This is a genomic window from Rheinheimera sp., assembly GCF_037442345.1.
Classification (GTDB): Bacteria; Pseudomonadota; Gammaproteobacteria; order Enterobacterales; family Alteromonadaceae; genus Pararheinheimera.
Genome location: NZ_JBBIQL010000002.1, coordinates 46,758 through 71,344, shown reverse-complemented (window position 1 = coordinate 71,344; position 24,587 = coordinate 46,758). Strand labels below are relative to the sequence as shown.

Sequence of the window (24,587 nt, the reverse complement as noted above, 5' to 3'; positions counted from 1 at the left end):
TCACCATGAAGATTATCGCAGTCATCACCTTTTTCTTATGTGCAGCCCTGCCCGCTTTTGCGGACTATGTTGTGATTGTCAACGCCAGCAATAGCTCCACCATCAGCATGGACGATGTGAAAAAGATTTATCTTGGTAAAGTGACATCCTTCCCCGGCGGCTCAGGCGCTCAACCTGTGATGCTCAAAGAGCGTCATCCGCTTCGTGAAGTGTTCATTGAACAGGTACTGGGCCTGCCTGACAGCCGCTATGTGGCCCTTTGGGCAAAGATGCTGTTTACCGGCAATGGTGAGCCTCCCCTGGAAGTAGACAGCCTTGAACGAATCAAAGATTTGGTCAGCCGGGAACCCGCTTTTATTGGGTTTACCGACGAGAGCCTGGTGGACGACAGTGTCCGGGTCATAGGTCGTTTTTAGCCACATGACCGGCCTGATTCATCTGGCTGTCATTGTGCTCGATTAGGCTACAGAGGTGTTCAGTGTCCTTGTCGCTGAACTCCCTGTTGTTTGTGTTTTTTAGGGCCCATTGGTGGCCCTTTTTTTTAAAATAAAACCGAAACAATTTGTCGGTACCCTAGACTGGTCATACCTATGGGAGCTGTCAATGAGGCGGATTTGGGAATTACTGCCCTTACTGAACTTTATGTTTGTCGTACTTTTGTCTGCCCTGACTGCCCGTTTTTATTACATTCAGGAACTTGAAGACAGCCAAATCAAGGCACAGAATCTGTCGGAGCAACTGAGTACCTCGCTGGAAATATTTTCTGCCGACCGTCTAAGGGCACTGCATACGCTGAGCAACAGCTGGCCTGTGGCATTAAGTAACCCCAATGACTGGTTTAATGTCAAAGCCAAAGAACTGGCCAAAATGCTGCCAGGCTTTGAGAATCTGCTGTTTACTGACGCAGCTGGCATCATCCAATGGTCCATCCGCCAACACCATCCGCAATTACTGAAAGGGCAGGTACTCGCCATCTTATTACCAACACAGACGGTTGCTGAGCCTCTGTATCAGACGATACGACTTAATCAAAAGTACTTCGTTGCAGTCGCTCTGCCTTTACTGCGCGATAACCACCCTCACGGCAAGGTAGTCGCCATTATTGATATTCGTGGCATGCTGTTAACCCTGACCAATGATTTACAGTACCAACATCTGGCCGTAGAGTTTTCTGACCGGCAACAAACGGTATTCAGTTTAAATCACTTGTTACCGGCGCAGCCTTATGCAGACCAGACAGTCCGCTTTTTTAACAATGAATTCAGGCTCAGAGTGCAAAGTGATTTGGTCTCGGTGACAGGCGCCATTTTTATCTTCCTGTTTGGTTCTGCGCTGGCCACTGTGTTCAGCCTGGCGCTGTCCAACTGGTTAAACCGGGAACTGTATGTCAAAGACATCCAGTCGCTGTATCAGTCCGCGGCCGATGCTTCACTGGATGGGGTATTGTTGTTTGTCAAAAGTACCTCTGGCAGCAAGCACAAGTTTGTCCTCTTTAGTTGCAATGCGATGGCAAGGCATTATTTCTCCCCCCTTAAGTTAATAGAGTCCTACACCAGCGTGCGGGTTGTCTGCCACAAATTAGGTCAGCCTGATTTGGAACAGCAACTGCATAAAGTTTATTGGCATAAAGTGCCTTATCAGGCCCTGCTCCGCACCAAAGGCAAAGATTTCAACGGCGACTGGTTCAAGCTCCAGATGGTCCGGACAGAACGTGGCGTCGCCCTGACCCTTCATGACGTCACGGTCGAACAGAACTTACAGGAGCGGATCCAGTACCAAGCCACACACGATGCTCTGACCGGTTTACTGAACCGGCTGGCATTCAGTGAAGAGTTAGAATCCAGTGTACGGACCGGAGAAAAGGCCTGTTTGTGTTTTATCGATCTGGATAGATTCAAAGCGGTCAATGACAGCTGCGGTCACCAGGCAGGCGATGAGTTATTGATTCAGGTCGCGGCATTGTTGCAAAGCTGCCTTGCCAAAGAAGATTCACTTGCCCGGGTAGGTGGTGATGAATTTTGTATTATAATCAGAAATTTACCATTAAATCTTGTGTGCAAAAAGTTGGATCTGGTCCTGGCAAAACTGGCCGGTTTTGAATTTTGCTTTGAGCAACAGGTTTTTCATATTGGTGCAAGTATAGGGGGCATGGAACTGAACCGGAGCACCGTCTCTGCAGTGGAAGCTATGAAAGCCGCCGACGCCGGTTGTTATGTTGCCAAAAACTCAGGGCGAAACCAGTATTATGTGGTAAATGACCATAACCCAGCATGGAGTCAGATGGGCCATGAGCGAGCGGTTTTGGCATTGTTGCAACAGGCGCTGCAGCAGAATTTATTTCAATTATGGGCTCAGCCTATTTTTTCCCTGGATGGGCAGAGCGCCTTTCAAATCGAAATTCTATTGCGGTTGCAACCAGAACAAGGGCCACTGATGACCCCCGGTGATTTTATACCTGTTGCTGAGCGGCAGGGTCTGATGCCAAGCATTGATCAGTGGGTGATTCAGCATGTTCTTCTGGAACTGGAAAAACACCCTGAGTATCAAAAAAATCTCCATAAATGTGCTGTAAATATTTCAGCCATTTCGTTGTGTGATCCACAGTTTTTGGATTGGCTGGACACAGCACTCGCCCAGACCAGTGTTGCTGGTCACCGGCTCTGTTTTGAAATTACCGAAACAGCCGCTATCAGCAATCTTAAACAGGCCCAGCACTTTATAAAAGTTATCAAAGCTTATGGCTGCATCTTTTCACTGGACGACTTTGGTGTGGGTATGGCGTCATTTGGTTCACTCAAGGCATTGAATGTCGATTACGTCAAAATCGACGGCACCTTTATCTCTCACCTTAAAGCCGAAAGTTCAGATGCGGTGGTTGTGCAAGCCATTGCCAATGTGGCCCAAAGTATGAAACGCAAAGTGATTGCCGAGTATGTTCTTGATCCGCAAAGTTGTGAATTGTTACAACAATTGGGCGTTGAGTACGGCCAGGGGTTTGGTCTGGCTAAACCAGCCCCCTGGCTTAGCTTTGCTGATCAGAAAAGCACATTTGCAGTGGACACAGAGCAAATGCCATGTTGAACATCATCACAGTAACAGCCGAATTCAGGTTTTGGTGCGCAGAGCATCAGTCCAGACTTATCCTGGACCATAAAAATCGCATTTATTGCAGTGCATCCTTGTGTGGTCCTGAAAATACAGTCATGGAAAATGCACAGCAAAAGCAGCAGCCCTTTGTGTTTTTTGACAATCATTTTTATCTGCCAGTGACGTTTTTGCAGCAGCTGAAACCTCGCACTGCACCACTGAATGAACTACTAGGTTGGATGGAATCCGAACAGAAATTCCCGGCACAATTTGTCAGCGACAGCCCGCAGTCAGATGTAGTTTGAGCTGAATTTGTTATTGTGCAGTTCAAGCCTCAGTGGTCTGTTAACTCATCAGCAAAACCACTGCGACTTTTTATTAAAGTTTTAAAACCCCATTCAGGAACAAACCGAAGAACCACTCACTTTAGATATTATTTATCAATTAAATCCACAACTTAGGTTGACTTCCCAAGCTTAGCTGCCAGTATTAGTTCACCTACTTTTACACACTTCCCCTGCTTATGAAAAAGACGCTTTTGCTTGCTGTGTTGTTGTGCTGTTCCTACGCTCAGGCTGCTGTAATTTGGCAGGATTACAGAGTCAGTTACCTCAGTGGCGATCATTACCGGTTGGGTGACAATAACCGGGATATCTATACGTTTGAACATGCTGCCGCAACCAGTTGGGGCGACAGCTTTTTCTTTCTTGACCATATCCGGCCGGATCAGGGCGATTTAAGCAATTATGCCGAATGGGCTCCGCGCTGGAGCTTTTCCAAATTGGGGCTGGCAGACACCAAGTGGGGCCTGATCAGTGATGTTGGTGTGGCGACCACAGTGGAAATGTCCAACAGCGCCACTCACCTGCTGTATGGCCTTGGGCTGAATCTGGATGTGCCGTTATTCCGATACCTGCAGGTCAATCTGTACCGCCGCCACAATGACGGGCGCAGTGACAACTGGCAAACCACCATCACCTGGGGTTTACCTTTTGCCTTGGGGGAGCAGGAATTTCTGTACGATGGTTTTATCGACTGGGCAAGCGGAAAAGACCATTACAGAGCCAACCTGAATATGACGTCGCAGTTTAAATGGCTTTTAAGCAAACCGCTGAATATTAAGGACAAAATCTATCTTGGTTTTGAATATGTGCTGTGGCTGAATAAATTCGGTGTCCGGGATCAACCCGCAGTGCGAAGCGACGAATACAATCTGAACCTGCTGCTGAAGTGGCACTTTTAAAACGAGGCTGTTATGAATGCTGTTTCTTTAAAAACCAAGCTGATTTTATTGGCTTTTTTTCCTGTTTTTATCCTGGCATTGGTGCTGATAGGCAAAGCCTATGTCACGGCGCAGCAGGAAGCCGAAGACCGGGTCACCCACCTGCGCGCCTCTTTGTATGACGAGCGGAAGCAGCAGCTCGATACCCTGCTGGAACTGGCCAGCACTGCCGTCAGCTCAGCTTCAGATGAAACGGCTAAAAAGGCCATTCTGCGCAGTCTGAGGTATGAAAATGGCAACAACTACTTCTTTGTCTACGACCAACAGGGTGTGCAGATCGTCAGTGCCGACAAACCTGAGCGGGAAGGCAACAACTTTTTCGACAGTAAATCGCCGGAAGGCCGCTATTTAGTGCAGGAGTATATAGCCGCCGCGAAAAAAGGCGGGGATTACATCAATTACAACTGGCCCAAACCGGGCAGCACAGTGGCTGCAGCTAAGCTGGCGAAAGCCGTGTTGCTGGACGATTGGGTACTGGCCACAGGTTTTTATATTGACGATCTGGAACAGATGATCGAGCAACAACGTGCCGTGATGGAACAACAGATTTACTCCGGTTTAGTGCAAAATGCCCTGATCACCCTGGTCTTGGTCGCCCTGGTTATTTTTATCGGCACCCTGTTTGCCAAAGCCATCTTAAACCCGCTGTTGAGAGTGGTTCAGGCAATGCAAGACATCGGCTCAGGCGAGGCCGATCTGACCAAACGACTGGATGCTTCCGTCGGTCATGAGTTAGGCGCTCTGGCCAATGCCTTTAACCAGTTTTCCGGCAAAGTGGCTGCCCTGGTTGGTCAGGTACAAAGCTCAATGCGCAGCCTGGGCCAGTCCGCTGAAAACCTGGCCGCACTGATGCAAAAAACTGAAGCGGGTGTGGCACAGCAGCACAGCGAAAGCGATCAGGTGGCCACGGCCATTAACGAGATGTCAGCCACCGCAGAAGACGTTGCCAAGAGTGCCAGCCAGGCCGCTCAGGCGGCGAATCATGCCGAAAGCCAGGTGCACGAAGCCAACGCCAAACTGCACAGAGCCATCAGTGTGATCGGTGGTCTGGAGCAGCAGGTACAACTGGGCGTTTCGGTGATCGACAAAGTCGGCGAAGACTCCAGAAATATAGGGGCCGTACTGGATGTGATCCGCTCCATTGCCGATCAGACCAACCTGCTGGCGCTGAACGCCGCTATTGAAGCAGCCCGCGCCGGTGAGCATGGCCGCGGTTTTGCCGTGGTGGCCGATGAAGTGCGGACTCTGGCCGCCCGCACCGCCAAAAGCACCGATGAAATCAACCAGATGATTGTGTCGTTGCAACAGGGTTCAGACCAGGCCGTGCAAGCCATTAATGAAATCAAACAACACAGCCAGAACACTGTGCAGCAGGCTGAGCTGGTCGATGCTGCCCTGCAGGAAATTCAGCTGTCGGTGTCTACCATCAACGATATGAATAACCAGATCGCCAGTGCAGCGGAAGAACAAACCACTGTCTCGGAGATGATCAATAAAAATGTGCATCAGATTGTGGTGATTGCTCAAGAAACCTCAAGCGACACCTCGGCCTCTGCCGCAATCAGCAAAGAGCTGATGCATTTGTCGGTGCAACTCAATGCCGAGGTTTGTCGTTATAAGATTTAGTCAACCACAGCACCCAAAGCAGAAGGACTCTCAGCTGCTTTTAGAAGCAAACCTGGTCATAAGCGAAAGAGGTGATCAGTTTAACCGTCCCCTGTCGTACTGGCTGCCAATCATCGTGGAGCGGGTCCGGAAAGAGGAGAAGCTTGGCGACAACGCCTGGCGGACGTTTCTGGCAGACACTGAACGGCTGCAGGCCAAGTTCGGTGCGGTGATGTCAAAAACCATCGATCTGCAACTTGTGAACACGTATCTGAACGAGTTCTGCGCCGGTAAATCGAACAATGTGTATAACCGGAAAATTTCCTACTTGAAAAAGGTGTTCGACTACCTGTGCGACATGTCAGCCATGAGTAGCAATCCAGCGGACCTGAAGAAAACAAAGCCAGTTGAAGACAAAGCCAGACAGCGCCTCTCTTTCGAGGCCTACAAACAAATACTTGATGCCGCACCGCACTGGCTGGCCATCGCAATGCGCCTGGCCCTGCAAACAACCCATGCAGTTCTGGAAGTGTCCCGCATTAAGTACCGGGACTGCGAGTGGTTCGACAAACCTGCACTGCAGAACGGTTTGATGGTGCACGGCGTAATGAAGATCCACCGCCAGAAGGTCCACAAGAAAGAAGCCAGCCGGGTGGCAATCCCAATCACACCAGAGCTAAAACGAATTGTGGACGACAGCCGATCTGATGGCCTATTTTCGCCTTACCTGGTGCACAAACCGAAGTCAGCCCGGGTACCAATGTCAAAGCTGGTCACTCATGAGACCCAGGTTGTATCCCGGCTGATTAGCGAAGAGTTTTCAGCTATTCGTGACAACCTGAACCTCTATGGAGAGTTGGAGAAATCAGCTCGGCCGACGTTCCACGAGATCCGGGCCCTGAGCATTCACCTGTTCACAGAAGCTGGCGTAGATCCGCAGGCCCGGGCCGCGCACACTGATTCGAAGTCGACGAAGATTTACCAGCGTGGCCACGTTGAGTGGGTGGAAGTGCCGGCCGCTGAAATTGCTATTTAGTCTGATGATTTTTGATACTTTGGAGGCTATCACTTATTTTTTGCAATGCATTCAGCCATCTTTGGTAATGGAGGAACTAATAGCCATAGCTTTTCCTTAGTTACAGAAACGAAAAAACCGCCAGAGGGCGGTTGTTTGGGGAATAAAAAACCCGGTCAGTGTAGGGTTTTATTTATGTTTAATCTTCATTTTGGAATAAATCGCAGCAAAGCTATTGCAAGACCGATCACAAACCCCAGCATAGCAACTGCGCCACCAGCCCAAGCGATTGTCGTTTTCAGGCTGCTTATGGAATCTCTAAGCTCTTTTAAATCAGTCTTTGTATCTTGTTTGAATGATGTAAGGCTTGTACTGATTTCACTTACTTTTTGGTCTGTCAAAGCAGTTGTTTTATCAAGAGCCACAAGTTTACTTGTAGCTTCTTTTAACTCCTCATCTATTCTGTTCTGCTGCTTTTGCATCCATTGTGCAACCTGCTTTATTGTCTGATCGCCACCTTGTGTCTGCGATCCTGGCGCGGTGTTATACTGACTCATAAACTCAAACCTTTCCAGCAAGCCAAGACCAAAGCGCGTTATCGTGATACCCCCAATAAGCACTTACAGGCACCAAAAGATATGGACCATTACTTCCTTTTGAAAAGTCTTCACCAATAAAATCGGCTATTTGTTGAGGCATAAATAATTCGTTATGCGCCATTAAGTGCTGTGAAGGTGAGATTGAATACAAATTCTCAACTCCAAATTTCTCAATTAATCTGGTCCGTAACTTATCAAAGTCAGCTTGAGATTGCTGGTCATCTTTCAACACAAGAAAAAAAACAGCCATTAACAAAACCCCATTACAATCCATTAAGAAATTGGGGGCGAATTATACTAATCCCCAACTCCAGCACAACACTATTGCGCTACTTAAACCAAACCTAAAGTCAACCGAACCACAAGTTCACTTACTGTTACACTCAACTTAACTTAGCTGTTGCTAAAACTTCAACTGTTTTTACGACTGAAGTTTCTTAAAATGTGTCCTGCAATACTAATTGTAGGACACCGTTAAACTTCCAGCTCTACGATGACTTATCCTTGCTGTCAGGCCGCATCTTGCAACTTCTGGCAACTACTGTCGCTGCAACTTTCAGCCTTACTTTCCGTATATATCGGCGCTAAACCAAACCTTTTAAAGGTTTCAACAAAAAATGTAAAAGTATCGAGCAACCGATAAAGCCCACAATTCTGGACAAGTTTGACCAACGACCAAGCAAAAAATTGCACGAGCACTCAAAGTAGAAAATTTGCTTTTTGAAAAGTTTACCTAAAAGAAGTCCATCAATGAATATCGGAGCGCATAGTTAAATGGGTCAGTGGACTACACACAGCTAAGATAGTGTCAAAGGTCCAAATCGCCTTTCGAATGAGTAACTGTATATTGGTACTGATTTGGTACAGAAAAATTAGATGAATGGCTTGAAGTGGAGAATTACTTATAGGATTCAGGCATTTAAATGGTCGGTACGGCGGGATTTGAACCCACGACCCCTGACACCCCATGACAGTGCGCTACCAAGCTGCGCTACGTACCGACGTGGCACACATCATAATGAATTAAGAGGTAAATGCAACGGGCAAAATGCTGACTGCGTCTTTTTTGCCCAGCTGAGGCCTCTGCCGGGCAAACGCCTGACACAGTCAGGCCCTGTGACCCCAGCCCGGCGTAGCGGAAGAATGCTGATGCGAAGAATGCACAGAGAACCGGCGCAGGTGCTCCAGCCGCTGCTGGATCATCAGGTGCAGCTCACTGGCAAGCTCACAGAGGCTGACCAGAAAAAACTCATCGCCATGCAGCATAAAACGTTCAGTAGCCGGCTCATAAAGGCAAAACATGGCATCATTGTCCATCCAGGTGATCACCTTGTTTTCACTGGCAACATGATGCATCTGATATCTGGGATCCGTTTGCTCATGCACCACCCGATAAAGTTCAGCACCATGCCGCCACAAGGTTTCATTGCGCAGCGGGTGCTGCAAGTCCGGTAAATTAAGTTCGGCTCTGAGGGCCATGGCTTTATGGCATAATTCCAGGCCAGGTTCACCACAACATTTAGCTGGCCAGAACACTCTGGACAACTGGTGATGGTGCCACAGCAAGCTGTGGATCGACTGATAGAGGTCATCACACAATCTGTGCTGGTCGCTGACGTCTTCGGCATAGTCCTCACATTGCTCCACTTGTTCCTTTACCTGCCGATAGCACATCAACACGGCATTGGCCTGAATTTGCGCTTCAGTCAATTGCCATTCAATTTCTCTGTCATCAATCACAGTCCACCTCTGCTGCTACAGGTCTGTTTTGTGTCAACCTTCTGCAAGTTTAGGAAGCGTGGGCTTAACTGCAAGCAAGCCAAGCGGCTGTTTTAAGGGTGAATTTTTCATTTTTCTGCCTCACTCGCTCAGATAAACCAGCTAACCAACTGAGATTTAGCCGAAAGTTGGGTTTCATTTCTTTCAAAGAATCGATTCACACCAGAAAGGATGCGTGAGTGTTTTTTCGTTTTACCGCAGAAAAACTCTGTGTTGTCAAATTAGCGGCCCCAGAAGCGGCCGAATATCGTAAAATGGCGCGCTTGCCGCTCAGCACTTTGAGGATCTGTATGCTGAATTTTTTTGAACGCCTGACTCAGGCTTTTCCTGCCGAAGAACCGACTCAACCCCCCAAAGGTCTCTATGCATTCTGCCGCCACTACAGCAAAGGCATGGTAATTCCGTTGTTGGTCATGTCGGTGCTCACTGCCCTGCTGGCGGCACTGGAAGTGTCTTTATTTGGTTATATGGGCCAGTTGGTGGACTGGCTGGTGACAAAAAATCCGGACACCTTCTGGCAGGAAGAGCAAAGCACACTGATCAGCATGGGACTGATGTTGGTGGTGGTTTTGCCTGTGCTGGTGTTTTTGCATTCCGCCATGATCCACCAGACCATTCTGGGTAACTACCCAATGTCAATCCGCTGGCTGGCGCACCGTTACCTGCTGAAACAGAGTTTCGGTTTTTATCAGGATGAATTTGCCGGCCGTATCGCCACCAAAGTGATGCAAACCGCACTGGCCGTGCGGGAAACCGCCGTGAAGCTGCTGGACGTGATGGTGTATGTGCTGGTCTATTTCGGGTCCATGCTGTACCTGATTGCTGAGGCGGACTGGCGCCTGGTGTTGCCTATGCTGGTCTGGCTGGTGTTGTATATTGCACTGCAATGCTATTTTGTGCCGCGTCTTAAACAGGTTTCCACCCAACAGGCTGACGCCCGCTCAGAAATGACGGGCCGTATTGTCGACAGCTACACCAATATCAGCACCATTAAACTGTTTTCCCATACCGACCGGGAATCCGCCTATGCCCGGCAGAGTATGGAGTTATTTTTAAAGCCGGTGTATCGCCAGATGCGCCTCGCCACCTGGCTGAATGTCTGGGTGCAAAGCATCAACTACCTGCTGGTGTTTGCCATTGCCACGCTGGCCATCTGGTTATGGTCCGCGAATGCGATCAGTGTTGGCGCTATTGCTATCGCGGTCACCCTGTCTTTAAGGTTAAGCGGCATGTCGCAGTGGATCATGTGGGAAGTCAGCGCTTTGTTTGAAAACATCGGCACTGTGGCCGACGGCATCAGCAGCCTGGCCAAACCACAACAAATTGTTGATAAAGCGGACGCCCCTGCACTGTCGGTACCCCAGGGACAGATTGAATTTTCAGGTCTGAGCTTTAATTACGGTAAAGCCGTCAACGAGCAGGGCCCGGTGATTAATCAGCTGAACTTATCGATCAAGCCAGGTGAAAAAGTCGGTCTGGTGGGTCGCTCCGGTGCCGGTAAATCCACCCTGGTCAATCTGCTGCTGCGCTTTTATGACGCTGACAGCGGGGAAATCCGCATTGACGGTCAGAACATCCGTGAGGTGCAACAAGAAAGCCTGCGCGCGCACATTGCCATGGTGACTCAGGATACCTCCCTGTTACATCGCAGTGTGCGGGAAAATATTCTGTATGGCCGTCCGGACGCCACCGAACAGGAAATGCTGGACGCGGCCCGGCTGGCGGAGGCGGATGTGTTTATCAACGAGCTGACCGACCCCAACGGTAATACAGGTTTTGATGCGCAAGTGGGTGAACGTGGCGTCAAGTTATCCGGAGGTCAGCGCCAGCGTATTGCCATAGCGCGGGTGCTGCTGAAAAACGCACCTATCCTGATCCTGGACGAAGCCACCTCAGCACTGGATTCCGAAGTGGAAGCCGCCATTCAGCACAGTCTGAATCAGCTGATGGTTGGCAAAACTGTGATTGCTATCGCTCACCGCCTGTCCACCATTGCTGCGATGGACAGGCTGGTGGTGCTGGACAAAGGCAAGATTGTCGAACAGGGCACTCACCAGCAACTGATCGCGGCCGGTGGCATTTATGCTCAGCTCTGGGCTCACCAGACCGGTGGTTTTATCGGTGTCGATTAAAGTGCCACACTCAGTACAGAAAAAAGGCCGGTTACCCGGCCTTTTTTTTCAATTTTGAGTCAGATTCAACTTAAACGCGGATCCGTTTCTGCTACAGCGGGTTGCTGCTGATTCTGCTGTACAAACTGACGCAGGGCTGCATAAGGTTTCAGGTCTGCCAGTTTACGAAACTCCAGCCAGTCCACCAGTGCAAACAAACTCATCGCCAGATAATCCCAGCGGGCAAAACCGCCCTGCTTCACCTGCTCGTTTAATGCATCCAGACAAGCTTCAATCCGCTCATGCTGCAGGTTAAAAAACAGTTTGTCTTCGCCGGTATCCAGGCCGGAGCGCTGACACAACAACAGCTCCACCAATGAATCATTGACGGCATTAATCAGGGTCAGGGTATTTTCTTCCGGCCAGCTTAAGGCTGGCAATGTCAGCTTTTGCGCCAGATAACGATAAATCACATTGGAGTCGAACACATGTTGCCCGCCATCCACCAGCACCGGCACTTTGCGCGCCGGGTTGTGTGCCACCAGAGTCGCCCGCCCTGCCGATTCAAATATATTCAGGGCGACAAATTCATAAGGCTGACCGGCCAGCAATAAACGCAAGCGTCGTACATAAGGGGATGCTACAGAACCAAATAACTGCATACCAAACTCCTGAATTACATCTGATTTGACCGCAGTGTATACCCAAGCAACAGCAAGAAGCGAGTCTCACAGACGCTGAATTCTGAAGCTCCGGCTTATTTGGGTACGTCCGCATCCACCAATTCGGTCAGCCCCTGATAACGGGGCGGCTGCAGGTAAAAATCCCAGACCTCACGGCCTATAGCAGCCATCAGTGCTTCGTCTTTATCCAGGCTTTCACGCGACGCCGTAATAAAAACCGTAACCAGTACAGCCCGGCCATCCGGCAGCAGTATGACCCCCGTATCATTCACTGCAGCCCGGATTTGCGCCTGAATGCCAGAGGTGCCGGTTTTATGCGCCACAATAGCGGTTTTTGGCAACTGGCCACGCAGCCTGTTTTGCCCAGTGCTGCTGTGGCTCATCCACAGCCAAAGCTGACGCTGCAATTGGGCATTCAACAGCTGACCAGACAGAAAACGCTGCAATATGCGGCTGGCGGCCCCGACACTGCTCCAGTTTTCAAATTGCACCGACCAGCCACTGTGCATTTGCCGCTCTGTGGCACGAATTTGTAATTCCTGAATCCCCAACTGGCGCAAATAAAGTTCCAGTTGCGCTGGCCCGCCAGTTAAATCAAACAATACATCACAGGCATTGTTATCGCTGTCACGCACGGCATAACGCAGCAACTCGGCCAGTGTCAGGCTGAAGTTGTCCTCTTTATGCTGTTTCAGCATCGGACTCCAGCTGTTTTGCAGCAGGCTCTTGCGTTCAATCCGGATCGGCTGTTGCAAGGAAAGTTGGTTCTGCTGCACCAGATGCAGCACATACAGTGCCTGATAAAACTTAAACACACTTTGCAGTGGAAACTGGGTAGAGCCGTTAAGCTCCACCACCGGATAACCCCAGGGGTCCACCACAGAGACGCCCACTGTCGCTTTGTGCGATCGCGTCAGTTGCTCAATCCGTTGTTGTAAGGTGTCTGCCGCAGCCGGCCAGATCACCAACAACCAGACAACAGTTCCCCAAAACGGCCTACATACTCTGTTCAGCACTGACATCTGCACTCCTTGTTACAAAAAAATCCCGGTGTGTTCACCGGGATTGACGGACTGAGCATTGCGGTCTAGTTCAGGTCCCGCGGCTGCTGATCCCGGCCTTGTTCCCGCGCAGTATGCGGACGCTCACGTGGCACGTTCTGCATTTTAGGAGCCTCGAAACGTGGTGTAGCCTGACGTTCAAAACTGCGGTTTTGTTGAGGTTCAGGCCTGCTGCGCAGTTCTGGCTGATAACGGGGCACAGACTGCTCCCGCTGAACCGAAGGCTGCGGCTGATACACTCTGTCCTGCCGCTCAGTCAACGCACGTGGCTGCTCCAGGGTTCGCTGAGGCTGTGACCAGTTCCGCTCCCTGTTGCCATCCTGCTGCAGTTGTTCACGCACCCGGGTCTGATCCGGAGCCATTCTCTGCGGCGTGTATTCACGGTTCTGCAAACGATTGCTGTCCAGTTGTGGCCTGTCCTGCCTCAAGGCTTCACGCCGCTGGGCTTCGTTATCGATGCGTCGTCCCATGGGTTCAACCCGCTGCCGATCAGGTTCAGTTTTGCTGCGCTGCACCAGCGCATCCCCGGTTTTGTTCCGTTCAAACTGACGTTCTTTCTCCGCAAAACGCTGCTCTTTCTGCTGCACAGAGTGATGTTTCTGTTCTATGCCCCGCTCTTCCCGGGTGCGGTTTGCCCAGTCCCGTTGTTGCTGCTGATCACGGTAACTGCGATTGGCGCTGAACTCACGGGTCGGCTGGTAGCCAGCCTGGTAACTGACGCCCCTGCGATGGTGCGGGTCGTGGCGCCAATGCTGTGATTTTTTGTGGTGCACTATCTGGTGGCTGGCGTAATAACGCGGGCTGTTCCAATGGTAATGGTGATCGATCACCACTATCTGCCGGCGCGGCCAGTGAAAGGTGCTGAAATAAAAACGTGGCGCCAGGCGGATGCCCACCCCCCAATAAAAACCGCTGCTGACAACGTAACCTCGTGGCCGTTCAAAACAGAAGGGATCGTAACTACGCCACCACCAGGGGCCATAAACGATTAAAGGGTCATAATACGGCACATAAACAACCTTGGGAGACGCCGGCTCAATAATTATGGTCTTCTCTTCGCGGATCACTTTGACCTGTTCTTGTCTGGCCAGGTGGCCTGACTCATAGGCTTTGCTGCGCAACGTCTGAATGCTTGCCATGACCTGCGCTTCCTGGGTCAGAAAGGCGTCACCGAGGCGCTGGGTCCAGTCAATGTCATCGCTCATCCGTGCCAGCAGTTCAGGAAAAGCGACCAGCGCCTTCACGCTGGGATCCCAGTCTTGCGCCTCTACGGCATTCACAGCATCTTCGCCAGTCAGATTGGGATGCTCTTGCGCCCAGCGATGGGCTTTGATCACTTCCAGCGGATAGGTGGAGGCAATCAACACATGGGACAACACGGTGTCGGGGTACAATGCAATGGGCGCCAGCATCGCATCCAGTTGCCCCTGATTAAATTGCTGTACTATGCTGCCGGCACTCGCCGTCTGTTGCGCCAGCGCCGGGCTTATCAGTACCACCGGACTACATAACAGCACACCAACAGAAAGGTAAGGGATCAGGGGTTTCATGGCGTTTGTACTCCTGCTGCGACTGCAGCATCAATCGGCAAATACAGTGGTCTGCCGGGCCACACTGTTCAGTTTTTACATCAATGACCAGTTTGATTCAGGTATAGCAAACCCCGTGTGAACGGTTTCTGAACAAAAGTCTGCATACACCCTTAGTTGAGCATTTTGACTCTTTGAAACACTGAAGGTTTAAAACCTGTCACTAAGGCGGTGCCGAAAATCACCGTCAGTACACCCAAAATGGTGTGCCAGCCCACCTGTTCCGCCAGAAACAGATGACCCCAAAACACACCAAAGACCGGTATTAAAAAAGTTACTGTCAGCGCGGATGTAGCGCCTTCCTCTTCGACCAGCCGGAAAAACAGCAGATAGGCCACCCCGCTGCACAGCACCCCAAGCGCTAATACGGCAGCGGCGACCCCCAGACTCAGCTCGCCCTGAACGGGATAGGCCCAAATCACCGGGGCCAGCATCAGACTGGATGCCCACATGGACCCATGGGCATTGGCAAAAGCCGGTACTTTTTTCGCATTTTTGGTGTAATGGGTAGCAATACCGTAACAAAAAGCCGCCGCGGCCGCGGCCACAACCGCCAGCAGTGCACCAGGTTTTAACAATACAGGGTCAAAACCGACCAGAATGGCCACACCACTGATCCCAAGCACCAACCCCAGCAACACAGTCCAGCTGACTTTTTGTCGGAACCAGAGGATGCCAATCAAAGCACCCCAAATCGGCGCTGTGGCATTGAGCACCGACAGCACCGAGGCCGTCAGGGTTTGCGCGGCGATTGCAAAGAGCAAAAACGGTAAGGCGGAATTAAAGAACCCCAACACAAAATAATGTTTCCAGTGCTCCCGCCAATGCAAAGCCTGTTTCAGCAGTACCCCCATCAGTGCCAGAAAGAGTGCGGCAAACAGCACCCGTCCCGTCATTAAAGCCGCGGGCCCCAGCGACTCCACTGCGATACGCATAAATAAAAAAGAAGAGCCCCAAATGGCGGCCAGACTGAATAAACGGAGCAAACTACTGAGTTGCATAAACTTCCTGCGCTTTGCCAAAACCAGTGCACAGACCTGGTTCTGCTTTGGTTACCTTTAAATAACTATGCAAAAAAACTGAAAAATTTACAGAAGCCGGCTTGATGTTCTATGCAGCCCTGTTGCATAATTACCCCGCTTCATTTTTGCTTTATTGCTTCAGCCCGGACCACTTTGGTTCGGGCTTTTTCATTTTAAGCGCGGACTACACTCAGCCTTTTTCGTCCTGGCCTATGCGGCTCGCGACGGCATTGGTCTGTTGCTGGTATTTGGCGTCCACACGTTTGTTATAGGGCCGTGCGGCTTCGCCTGTCATCAGCTCAAAATTCAGCGCCCCAATTTTCATGTTAGGCCGCAGCGCCAGCGGCAAACGGCCGCTGTTGTAAAACTCCAGCACTATATTGCCGGACCAGCCCGGATCGATGCGGTGCGCGGTCACGTGCACCATTAGCCCCAACCGCGCCAGTGAAGAACGGCCATCCAGCCAGCCGACTATATTGGCAGGCAAAGTCACAGATTCCAGCGTCACCGCCAGCGCCAGCTCCCCTGGATGCAGAAAAAAAGCCTCGTCGTCCGACAGCAGAATTTCATCACTCATTACCGAATTCAGTGCCTGCTCCACTTCTTCCCGTGGGCCACTTAAATCAATAAAAGGAGCTGCGTAAGGCCGGAAAGTCCGGAACGAATGGCCCAGACGGATATCCACGCTGACGCCGCTAATCATGTCGGGTGTCGGTTTTGGCGTAATCTGAATTTTGCCTTCGTTTAAATAGGCTTCAATATCGCGGTCACAAAGTCTCATCAGTTAATCATCCGTAAAAATAATCTCGGGCGCAGCACCTTGTTGCAGCGAGCGCCAATATAAAGCAAAAATCAGTTGTCTCGCTATCTGCTTGTAATGTTCAGTGCCGGAACCTGCCTGATGCACCAACGGAACACCGGCGTCGCCAGACTGGCGGATTTGGGTATCGAGCGGCAGCTGGCCAAGCACAGGCAGCTGATACCGCTGCGCCAGTTCAAGCCCGCCCTGACTGCCAAAAATATCATCGACAGCACCGCAGCTTTTGCACTGGTAGTAACTCATATTTTCCACCAGCCCCAGCACAGGCACCCGCACTGAATTAAACATCGCCACTGCTTTTTGTGCATCGGCCAGCGCCACATCCTGAGGTGTGGTCACAATCACAGCACCCGACAGTGGCATTTTTTGTGACAGCGTCAGCTGAATATCGCCCGTACCCGGCGGCATATCGACCACCAGGTAATCCAGCTCGCCCCAGTCAGTTTCATTCAGTAGCTGCAACAGTGCCTGACTGGCCATTGGGCCCCGCCACACGGTGGCAGAATCCGGCTCCACCAGAAAACCAATGGACTGCACCGTGATTCCGGCCGCCTGTTTCGGCAACAGCTGTTTTTCATCGGCTGATTCGGCTTTTTGCCCTTGCAACCCCAGCATCAACGGAATGGAGGGGCCGTAAATATCCGCATCGAGCAAACCGACTTTGGCCCCCTCCTGTGCCATGGCCACAGCGACATTGACAGCTGTGGTGGATTTGCCCACCCCGCCTTTGCCGGACGCCACCAGAATTACCTGTTTAATGCCTTTAAACAGCGGAGGCAGCGGGTTCTGGTACTTGAGTTCTAATTGCAGCTCTGGCTGATGTTTTTGCAGTTCAGGCAATAACTCAGCCGCCAGGCTTTGCCAGGCGAAAGGCAAGGTCAGAGTCAGCCGTTGCTGTTTTTCATGCCAGTGCAGTTGCTGCACCAGCTGGTCCAGCGGCAATGGCATTTCGGAGGGCTGAAAACCGGCGAGACCTTGTGCAATGGCAGCGGGAACCTGGTTCTTGCTGCGGGATAACCAGTCAAACCACATAGACTGTCCTTGATACGGGGGAAACGGATGCGCTTTCATGCGCGCTATTGTATCATTAGCGCAACAATTTTTTCTGGTCTCTCTATGTCTTCGTTTCGCGCTCAAAGCGCCGCCATGGCGAACCATTTTAATCTCGAAACGTCAACACGCTCTAAGGGTTATCGATGACAGCACGCAAAATTCTGATCACCAGCGCTCTTCCTTATGCCAACGGTCCAATTCACTTAGGCCATATGCTGGAATACATTCAGACCGACATCTGGTCCCGTTTTCAGAAAGCCCGTGGTCACCACTGTTATTACGTCTGTGCCGACGATGCCCACGGCACCCCCATTATGCTGAAAGCTCAGCAACTGGGCATGACGCCAGAACAGATGATTGCGCAGACCGCCATTGAGCACAAAGCGGATTTTGCAGAGTTTTTAATTGGTTTTGATAACTACCACAGCACCCACAGCGACGAAAACCGCGCTTTTGCCAGCGAAATTTATCAGAAACTGGACGCAGGCGGTTATATCAAACGCCATACCATCAGCCAGCTGTTCGACCCGGAGAAACAGATGTTCCTGCCGGACCGTTTTGTCAAAGGCGACTGCCCTAAATGTGGTGCTGTGGATCAGAATGGTGACAGCTGTGATGTGTGTGGCGCCACTTACAGCCCGACTGAGCTGAAAAACGCCCGCTCTGTGGTGTCAGGCGCCACGCCGGTGCTGAAAGATTCAGAGCATTACTTCTTCGACCTGCCGGCTTTTGAGCAACTACTGCAAGACTGGACCCGCAGCGGTTCCTTGCAGGACGAAATGGCCAATAAACTGCAGGAGTGGTTTAAGGAAGGCCTGCAGCAGTGGGACATCAGCCGCGACGCCCCTTATTTTGGCTTTGAAATTCCGGGCGCACCGGGCAAGTTTTTTTATGTCTGGCTGGACGCCCCTATTGGCTATCTGGCCAGCTTTAAGAATTACTGCGACAAGACCGGTGTCGACTTCAACCAGTTCTGGGCCAAAGACTCTGAGGCTGAGGTGTACCACTTTATTGGCAAAGACATTATCTATTTCCACAGCCTGTTCTGGCCCGCCATGCTGCACGGTGCCGGTTACCGCAAACCAACCAGCGTATTTGCCCACGGTTTTGTCACCGTCAACGGCGCCAAAATGTCCAAGTCACGTGGCACCTTTATCAAGGCCCGCACTTACCTGGAGCATTTAAACCCGGAATACCTGCGCTATTACTTTGCGTCCAAACTGACCAGTGGCATTACCGACCTGGACCTGAACCTGGACGATTTCGCCCAGAAAGTAAACTCGGATCTGGTCGGTAAAGTGGTCAATATTGCCAGCCGCTGCGCCAGCTTTATCAGCAAAAAGTTTGATGGCCAGTTAAGTGCCGTTGTCGCTGAGCCAGCATTGTATGCTGAGTTTGCCGCCGCCGGTGACAGCATTGCCGACAGCTTTGAAAAACGCGAATTTGCCCGCGCCATCCGCGACATTATGGCGCTGGCCGACAAGGCCAATCAGTACATAGACGCCAAGGCGCCTTGGGTACTGGCAAAAAACGAAGCCACACTGCAGGAAGCTCATTTGGTCTGCTCCATGGGCATTAACCTGTTCCGTGTACTGATGCATTACTTAAAACCTGTGTTGCCGGCTATGGCCGCCGAAGTGGAAGCCTTCTTAAACAGCCCACTCAGCTGGGACAGTTACCAGCAGCCACTGACAGCACATGCGGTGAATCCTTTCAAAGCACTGATGCAGCGGGTGGACATGAGCAAAGTGGAAGCTATGGTGGACGCCAGCAAAGAAAACCTGCAGCCTGTTACCACGCCGGCGCCAGCGGCCAAAGCGGAAACAGCTGCGGCTCCCATGGCGGCAGCGGGCGGCGACATTGAGCCTATTGGCGACACCATCAGCATTGATGACTTCGCTAAACTGGATTTACGTGTCGCCCGTATTGTCAGTGCGGAACATGTCGAAGGTGCCGATAAACTGGTGAAACTGCAACTGGATTTAGGCAATGAGCAACGCCAGGTATTTGCCGGTATTAAATCGGCCTATCAGCCTGAGCAATTGGTTGGTCGTCTGACGGTGATGGTGGCAAATCTGGCCCCCCGTAAAATGCGGTTTGGCTTGTCCGAAGGCATGGTGATGGCGGCAGGCCCAGGTGGTTCAGAGATTTTCCTGCTGACGCCGGATTCAGGCGCGACACCAGGCATGCGGGTAAAATAGCGCTAATTAAAGAAATGGGCGGTTTACCGCCCCTTTTTTCAGGTCGTTGCAACAGGACTTGTTATGTCGACATCGTTACGGTCATTTTCATCCCTTTATTCCGCTACGTTACTGGCTCTGCTGGCCAGCGGTGTGCTGACGACCTACCTCGGTCTGCGGCTGGCGGCCGATCAGGTGGCTCAAATCTGGATAGGTGGCATGATGTCAGCTTATTATCTGGGCCTGGTGGGCGGCTCCAAAGTCGGTCACCGCTTAATTGCCCAGGTGGGCCATATCCGTACCTTTGTGGCCAGCGCCGGGGTGACCAGCGCATCGGCCTTAGGTCATGCACTGATTGATGATTTAGCCGTCTGGCTGGTGCTGCGTTTAGTGGTGGGCACCGGCATGATGTGTATGTATATGGTGCTGGAAAGCTGGCTGAATGAACAGGCCGACAGTAAAAACCGGGGCACAGTGTTTGCCAGCTATATGATTGTGTCCTACCTGGGTTTGATGCTCGGTCAGGCAGCCATCAGTATCAGCCCGGAACTGGATTTAAAACCCCTGCTGATCGTCGGTATGTGCTTTGCACTCTGTCTGGTGCCATTGGCACTGACCCGCCGTATTCACCCGGCGCCACTGCAACCGGCGCCGCTGAAAATCCGGGTGTTCTGGCAACAGGTACCACAAAGCCTGACCACTGTCGCCATGGCCGGGGTGATTGCCGGCAGTTTTTATGGTCTGGCGCCGGCTTACGTGGCCAGTCAGGGCGGCGACACCCATCAGGTTGCGCTTTATATGAGCTGCACCATAGTGGCGGGTTTGCTGGCGCAGTGGCCTATGGGGAAACTGTCTGACCGGGTGCGCCGCAGCCGCCTGATCCGCACCAACACCGTGATCCTCGGCTCCATTGCACTTTGTATCGCGCTGCTGCCTTTATCCGGCTGGTTGCAGCTGGTATTTACGTTTGCCTATGGCATTTTCGCCTTCACCTTGTACCCGCTCGGCACCGCACTGGCGAATCAGAATGTGGAGCAGGACCAGCGGGTTGCGTTGTCGGCCACTATTTTGCTGACCTTCGGTTTAGGTGCCAGTATCGGGCCTCTGCTGGCCTCTGGTCTGGTGCAGTTGCTGGGCTACCGCATGCTCTATGGTTTTATTGCCCTTTGCACTTTGCTGCTGTTTTTGCGCTTATCCCAGGTGAACTACCAGCAAAAGCAGCAGGACAAACAAAAAACCCAGGATTATGTAATGGCCTCAGGTGATTTGGTGTCTTCGCCACTGGCGGCAGCGCTGGACCCCCGGGTCGACGAAGAAACGGTACAACAACAAATGTTGAACCCTGCACCTGTGGATGCGCCTTTGCCAAATGCCGATCAGGAGCTGTCCAGTCAGCCCGCAGAGGAGGTTTCAGTCCTAAGCACAGCCTGCACAGAACAGTTAAGTACCCAGCCAGCAGACGACAGGCGCGATAGCGACACAACGCAACAAACAGACCTGTCGTCGCCCCCTCATTCGAAAAGCCCTTGAAATACAGGGCGTGAGCCTTATATCGGGGGGAGTCTTGCAAAGGAGTATCCGCAATGTCGACCCTTGATTTATTGAACTGGCGTTACGCCACCAAAAAGATGCAGGCCAGCAACGCCGTACCTGCCGAACGTCTGGATTATATTCTTGAAGCCATCCGCCTGAGCGCCAGCTCCAGCGGTTTACAACCTTATCAGGTGCTGGTGGTGACGAATCCTGAAATAAAAGCAAAAATCCGCGCTGTCGCCTGGGATCAATCGCAGGTCACCGACAGCTCCCACCTGCTGGTGTTTGCTGCCTGGGACAATTACACCGCTGAACGTATCAATATGATGTTCGATTTGGTGAATGAACAACGCGGCTTTAAAAACGAAGGCTGGGAAGCGTACCGGCAAAAACTGCTGAACTTCTACCCGCAGCGCCCGGCACAGCAGAACTTTGAACATGCGGCCCGTCAGGCTTATATAGGCCTGGGCTCTGCCTTAATTGCCGCGGCCGAGCAGCAAGTGGATGCCACACCAATGGAAGGTTTTGAACCTGAGAAAGTGGATGAAATTCTGAACCTGGCAGAATTAGGTCTTAAATCCGTGTTGTTGCTGCCGCTCGGCTACCGCGAAGCCGAAGGCGACTGGCTGGTGAATTTGAAGAAAGTACGGCGCGCGACGGAAGACTTTGTGATCCGCCGCGATTGATCCGCGTGGGGAGGAGTCCACTCCTCCCCTGTCACTGCGCTTTGTCCGCCAGTTTACGCAACACCCGGGACACAGCCACAAAAGCAAAACTGCCGGTCACCACAGTAACAGCACCAAAACCACCCGAGCAGTCCAGCCGCATGCTACCTGACTGAGCGCCGTCCAGTTCAGGTTTGGTCTGACACACAGTGCCATCCCCGGCCGGATACACCAATTGCTCGGTGGAATACACCGCATCAATGCCAAAACGGCGTTTCGGGTTGCGGCTGTAGTTGTAGTCGCGCCGCAGCGTATTGCGTACTTTAGCCAGCAGCGGGTCGTAGGTGGTCTGGCTTAAATCAGCCAGCTGAATTTGGGTCGGATCGGTCTGCCCGCCCGCGCCTCCCACTGTCACCAACGGGATTTTATTGCGTTTGCAGTGGGCTATCAGCGCTACCTTGGCTTTAATGGAATCAATGCAATCCACCACATAATCAAAACCAGCGGCCATCAGGCTGGCGATATTGTCGGTGGCGACAAAATCCTCCACACAGTGCACCTGACACTCCGGGTTAATAGCCCGGATACGTTCGGCCATCACCGCTACTTTGTCCTGGCCTATAGTGCCGCTCAGCGCATGCAACTGGCGGTTGGTATTGCTGATGCAGATATCGTCGAGATCAATCAGGGTGATCTGGCCAATGCCGGAACGCGCCAACGCCTCAGCGGCCCAGCTGCCGACCCCACCAATACCTACCACACAGACATGGCTGTGCTGAAACTTTTCCAGCGCTTTCACGCCGTACAACCGGCCTATACCGGCAAAACGTAATACATAATCAGACATAGTCAGTCCGTCTGTGCTGCATCAGCGGCAGCCTGTCGATGAAAAAACGGAAACCCCAGGTCCCAGGGTTTTGCCCAGGCCTGGTCCAGCAGTTGCTGCAGGGCCGGGCTGGTAAAAAAATCGCCTTGGTCAGGCTTGAGGAGCAGCTCCATGCGTTGACCCTGCCAGTCAAAACCCAGCGCATAGGCATGTAAATACAAGCGATCGGCCTGCCCGCCTTTGTACAGCTCATCCCCCAGCAAAGCGGCACCAACACTTTTGAGCGCCACCCGCACCTGATGGGTTTTGCCCGTGTAAGGTTTAACCAGATAAGCCCGGCGGCCAGCGTCTGCTAAACCGGCTGAAATAAAATAACTGATGGCCGGGTTGGACTGCGCTGTGGTCAGCATCCAGGCGGAGCGACGCGCCTGCACCATATCGCCTTTCACCCAACCTTGTTTTTTCTTTGGTTTACCGCCCGACAGTGCCAGGTACCATTTATCGATAGCCCCATTGGCAAACAGAGCTGACAACTGCGCCGCCGCTTCGCTGCTGCGGGCCAGCAAAATCAAGCCACTGGTGCCTTTGTCCAGCCGGTGCACCGCATAGAGTTTCTCGCCAAGCTGCGCTTCAGCCAGCGCCACCAGGCCTGGTTCGAATTCGCTGTGAAAACTGAGGCCGGCCGGTTTATTCAACACCACAAAGTCGGCATGGTGGTGCACCAGTTCAAGGCTCATGCGCGGTCAAATTCCACAGCAAAAGCACGGGCCTTTTCCAAATCGGCTGGGGTATCGACCCCCATGGCCGGTGGTTCCACTGCGGTCGCCACATGAATGGCTTCGCCCTGCCATAACACCCGTAACTGTTCCAGGCATTCAATCTGCTCCAGCTGCGACGCTGGCCAGTTGACATACTGCTGAATAAAACCAGCGCGGTAAGCATAAATGCCAATATGGCGGCGATAAATCGCGGCCAGCTGCGATGCAAAGGCCTGATCACGATCAAAAGGGATCACAGAGCGACTGAAATACAGTGCATAACCGTGTTTGTCGGTCTGCACTTTCACCACATTGGGATTGGCAATTTCGTCGGCGTCTGCCAGCGCGACCGCCAGTGTGGCCATCCGTGCTTTTTGCTGACCCGCCAGATTGTCCGCCACCTGACGAATAATAGCGGGTGGAATAAAGGGCTCATCGCCCTGCACATTGACCACGACAGTGCCATCCGCCAGGCCCAGCTGTTGCACCACTTCGGCCAGCCGTTCAGTACCCGAATTGTGCTCCGCTTTGGTCATACAGACCTGAGCCCCAAAAGCCCGGCAATGGCTGGCCACTTGCTCATGGTCTGTCGCTATCACCACCTGAGCGGCCCCACTTTGTACCGCCTGACACCAGACCCGCTCAATCATGCTTTTGCCCGCAATGTCGGCCAGAGGTTTGCCCGGCAGCCGGCTGGAGGCAAAACGCGCCGGGATCACCACTACGAACGCCATGCATCCGCCTCATCCAGCGTCAATGGCCGGGCTTCGTTGACCAGCAAGACCGGAATATGCTGACGAATGGGGTACGCCAGCCGGTCTGCGACACAGATCAGCTCCTGTTTGTCTTTATCCAGCTTCAGTTTGCCTTTGCACAACGGGCAGGCAATGATGTCGAGCAGCGCTACATTTAACGCCAT

The 24,587-nt window shown here is 52.0% G+C and carries 24 protein-coding genes and 1 tRNA gene; 11 read left to right on the top strand and 14 right to left on the bottom strand.

Annotation, left to right across the window (positions count from 1 at the left end; all coding sequences use genetic code 11):
* Positions 1-5 precede the first annotated feature (5 nt).
* From WKJ04_RS01415 to WKJ04_RS01390, 6 genes are all read left to right on the top strand, one after another.
* The gene (locus tag WKJ04_RS01415) at positions 6-416 is read left to right on the top strand and encodes a phosphate ABC transporter substrate-binding protein (protein ID WP_337878786.1); all 411 of its coding nucleotides are present in this window, start codon (positions 6-8) and stop codon (positions 414-416) included.
* 187 nt (positions 417-603) lie between these two features.
* Positions 604-3,081, top strand: coding sequence for an EAL domain-containing protein (locus tag WKJ04_RS01410; protein WP_337878785.1), 2,478 nt, complete (start codon positions 604-606; stop codon positions 3,079-3,081).
* Entirely contained in the window at positions 3,075-3,392 is a 318-nt protein-coding gene (locus tag WKJ04_RS01405) for a hypothetical protein (protein WP_337878784.1), read from the top strand. Before WKJ04_RS01410 ends, WKJ04_RS01405 begins: the two co-directional genes overlap by 7 nt.
* Before the next feature lie 218 nt (positions 3,393-3,610).
* The gene (locus WKJ04_RS01400; RefSeq protein WP_337878783.1) at positions 3,611-4,330 is read left to right on the top strand and encodes an outer membrane protein OmpK; all 720 of its coding nucleotides are present in this window, start codon (positions 3,611-3,613) and stop codon (positions 4,328-4,330) included.
* 12 nt (positions 4,331-4,342) lie between these two features.
* Positions 4,343-5,995, top strand: a complete 1,653-nt coding sequence (locus tag WKJ04_RS01395; protein WP_337878782.1) for a methyl-accepting chemotaxis protein — start codon at positions 4,343-4,345, stop codon at positions 5,993-5,995.
* Entirely contained in the window at positions 5,967-7,010 is a 1,044-nt protein-coding gene (locus WKJ04_RS01390) for a hypothetical protein (protein ID WP_337878781.1), read from the top strand. The genes WKJ04_RS01395 and WKJ04_RS01390 overlap by 29 nt, the downstream gene beginning before the upstream one ends.
* 185 nt (positions 7,011-7,195) lie before the next feature.
* Here the strand turns inward: WKJ04_RS01390 and WKJ04_RS01385 are convergent, their stop codons facing one another.
* From WKJ04_RS01385 to WKJ04_RS01370, 4 genes are all read right to left on the bottom strand, one after another.
* Positions 7,196-7,546 (bottom strand): hypothetical protein, encoded by a 351-nt coding sequence (locus WKJ04_RS01385; RefSeq protein ID WP_337878780.1) that lies wholly within the window; start codon positions 7,544-7,546, stop codon positions 7,196-7,198.
* A 4-nt stretch (positions 7,547-7,550) separates the two neighbouring features.
* The gene (locus WKJ04_RS01380; protein ID WP_337878779.1) at positions 7,551-7,838 is read right to left on the bottom strand and encodes a hypothetical protein; all 288 of its coding nucleotides are present in this window, start codon (positions 7,836-7,838) and stop codon (positions 7,551-7,553) included.
* 674 nt (positions 7,839-8,512) lie between these two features.
* Positions 8,513-8,589 (bottom strand) — tRNA-Pro (locus WKJ04_RS01375).
* A 106-nt stretch (positions 8,590-8,695) separates the two neighbouring features.
* The gene (locus WKJ04_RS01370) at positions 8,696-9,328 is read right to left on the bottom strand and encodes a hypothetical protein (RefSeq protein WP_337878778.1); all 633 of its coding nucleotides are present in this window, start codon (positions 9,326-9,328) and stop codon (positions 8,696-8,698) included.
* A gap of 329 nt (positions 9,329-9,657) precedes the next feature.
* Between WKJ04_RS01370 and WKJ04_RS01365 the strand changes: the two genes are divergently transcribed.
* Complete coding sequence (locus WKJ04_RS01365) at positions 9,658-11,499, top strand: ABC transporter ATP-binding protein (protein ID WP_337878777.1); 1,842 nt, start codon at positions 9,658-9,660, stop codon at positions 11,497-11,499.
* Between the two features lie 65 nt (positions 11,500-11,564).
* On the opposite strand, the gene WKJ04_RS01360 is transcribed toward WKJ04_RS01365, so the two are convergent.
* The 3 genes from WKJ04_RS01360 to WKJ04_RS01350 form a co-directional block, all read right to left on the bottom strand.
* Positions 11,565-12,140 carry a glutathione S-transferase family protein gene (locus WKJ04_RS01360; RefSeq protein ID WP_337878776.1) on the bottom strand — a complete coding sequence of 192 codons (576 nt, stop codon included), beginning with the start codon at positions 12,138-12,140 and terminating at the stop codon, positions 11,565-11,567.
* A 95-nt stretch (positions 12,141-12,235) separates the two neighbouring features.
* Positions 12,236-13,183: a class A beta-lactamase gene (gene bla, locus WKJ04_RS01355; protein ID WP_337878775.1), complete on the bottom strand. Its 948-nt coding sequence runs from the start codon at positions 13,181-13,183 to the stop codon at positions 12,236-12,238.
* Positions 13,184-13,248: 65 nt separating this feature from the next.
* Complete coding sequence (locus WKJ04_RS01350) at positions 13,249-14,772, bottom strand: DUF3300 domain-containing protein (protein WP_337878774.1); 1,524 nt, start codon at positions 14,770-14,772, stop codon at positions 13,249-13,251.
* Here WKJ04_RS01350 and WKJ04_RS01345 point away from each other — a divergent pair.
* Entirely contained in the window at positions 14,771-14,893 is a 123-nt protein-coding gene (locus WKJ04_RS01345) for a hypothetical protein (RefSeq protein ID WP_337878773.1), read from the top strand. The two genes, WKJ04_RS01350 and WKJ04_RS01345, sit on opposite strands and share 2 nt — an antisense overlap.
* Positions 14,894-14,924: 31 nt before the next feature.
* On the opposite strand, the gene WKJ04_RS01340 is transcribed toward WKJ04_RS01345, so the two are convergent.
* The 3 genes from WKJ04_RS01340 to apbC form a co-directional block, all read right to left on the bottom strand.
* Positions 14,925-15,812 carry a DMT family transporter gene (locus WKJ04_RS01340; protein ID WP_337878772.1) on the bottom strand — a complete coding sequence of 296 codons (888 nt, stop codon included), beginning with the start codon at positions 15,810-15,812 and terminating at the stop codon, positions 14,925-14,927.
* Positions 15,813-16,023: 211 nt separating this feature from the next.
* Complete coding sequence (gene dcd, locus WKJ04_RS01335) at positions 16,024-16,614, bottom strand: dCTP deaminase (protein ID WP_337840212.1); 591 nt, start codon at positions 16,612-16,614, stop codon at positions 16,024-16,026.
* 3 nt (positions 16,615-16,617) lie between these two features.
* Positions 16,618-17,685, bottom strand: coding sequence for an iron-sulfur cluster carrier protein ApbC (apbC, locus tag WKJ04_RS01330; RefSeq protein ID WP_337878771.1), 1,068 nt, complete (start codon positions 17,683-17,685; stop codon positions 16,618-16,620).
* 164 nt (positions 17,686-17,849) lie between these two features.
* Between apbC and metG the strand changes: the two genes are divergently transcribed.
* The 3 genes from metG to WKJ04_RS01315 all read left to right on the top strand — a co-directional run bounded on the left by metG (position 17,850) and on the right by WKJ04_RS01315 (position 22,105).
* The gene (gene metG / locus WKJ04_RS01325; RefSeq protein WP_337878770.1) at positions 17,850-19,907 is read left to right on the top strand and encodes a methionine--tRNA ligase; all 2,058 of its coding nucleotides are present in this window, start codon (positions 17,850-17,852) and stop codon (positions 19,905-19,907) included.
* Positions 19,908-19,970: 63 nt separating this feature from the next.
* The gene (locus WKJ04_RS01320; protein ID WP_337878769.1) at positions 19,971-21,416 is read left to right on the top strand and encodes an MFS transporter; all 1,446 of its coding nucleotides are present in this window, start codon (positions 19,971-19,973) and stop codon (positions 21,414-21,416) included.
* Positions 21,417-21,469: 53 nt separating this feature from the next.
* A complete protein-coding gene (locus WKJ04_RS01315; protein ID WP_337878768.1) occupies positions 21,470-22,105 on the top strand; it encodes an NAD(P)H-dependent oxidoreductase in 636 nt (211 codons plus the stop codon).
* 31 nt (positions 22,106-22,136) lie between these two features.
* Here the strand turns inward: WKJ04_RS01315 and tcdA are convergent, their stop codons facing one another.
* From tcdA to WKJ04_RS01295, 4 genes are read right to left on the bottom strand one after another with little or no spacing between them, the layout of a single operon-like run.
* A complete protein-coding gene (gene tcdA / locus WKJ04_RS01310) occupies positions 22,137-22,937 on the bottom strand; it encodes a tRNA cyclic N6-threonylcarbamoyladenosine(37) synthase TcdA (RefSeq protein WP_337878867.1) in 801 nt (266 codons plus the stop codon).
* Positions 22,934-23,647 (bottom strand): TIGR01621 family pseudouridine synthase, encoded by a 714-nt coding sequence (locus tag WKJ04_RS01305; protein WP_337878767.1) that lies wholly within the window; start codon positions 23,645-23,647, stop codon positions 22,934-22,936. The genes tcdA and WKJ04_RS01305 overlap by 4 nt, the downstream gene beginning before the upstream one ends.
* The gene (gene kdsB, locus WKJ04_RS01300; RefSeq protein ID WP_337878766.1) at positions 23,644-24,402 is read right to left on the bottom strand and encodes a 3-deoxy-manno-octulosonate cytidylyltransferase; all 759 of its coding nucleotides are present in this window, start codon (positions 24,400-24,402) and stop codon (positions 23,644-23,646) included. Before kdsB ends, WKJ04_RS01305 begins: the two co-directional genes overlap by 4 nt.
* Positions 24,390-24,587 carry a Trm112 family protein gene (locus tag WKJ04_RS01295; protein ID WP_337840219.1) on the bottom strand — a complete coding sequence of 66 codons (198 nt, stop codon included), beginning with the start codon at positions 24,585-24,587 and terminating at the stop codon, positions 24,390-24,392. The genes kdsB and WKJ04_RS01295 overlap by 13 nt, the downstream gene beginning before the upstream one ends.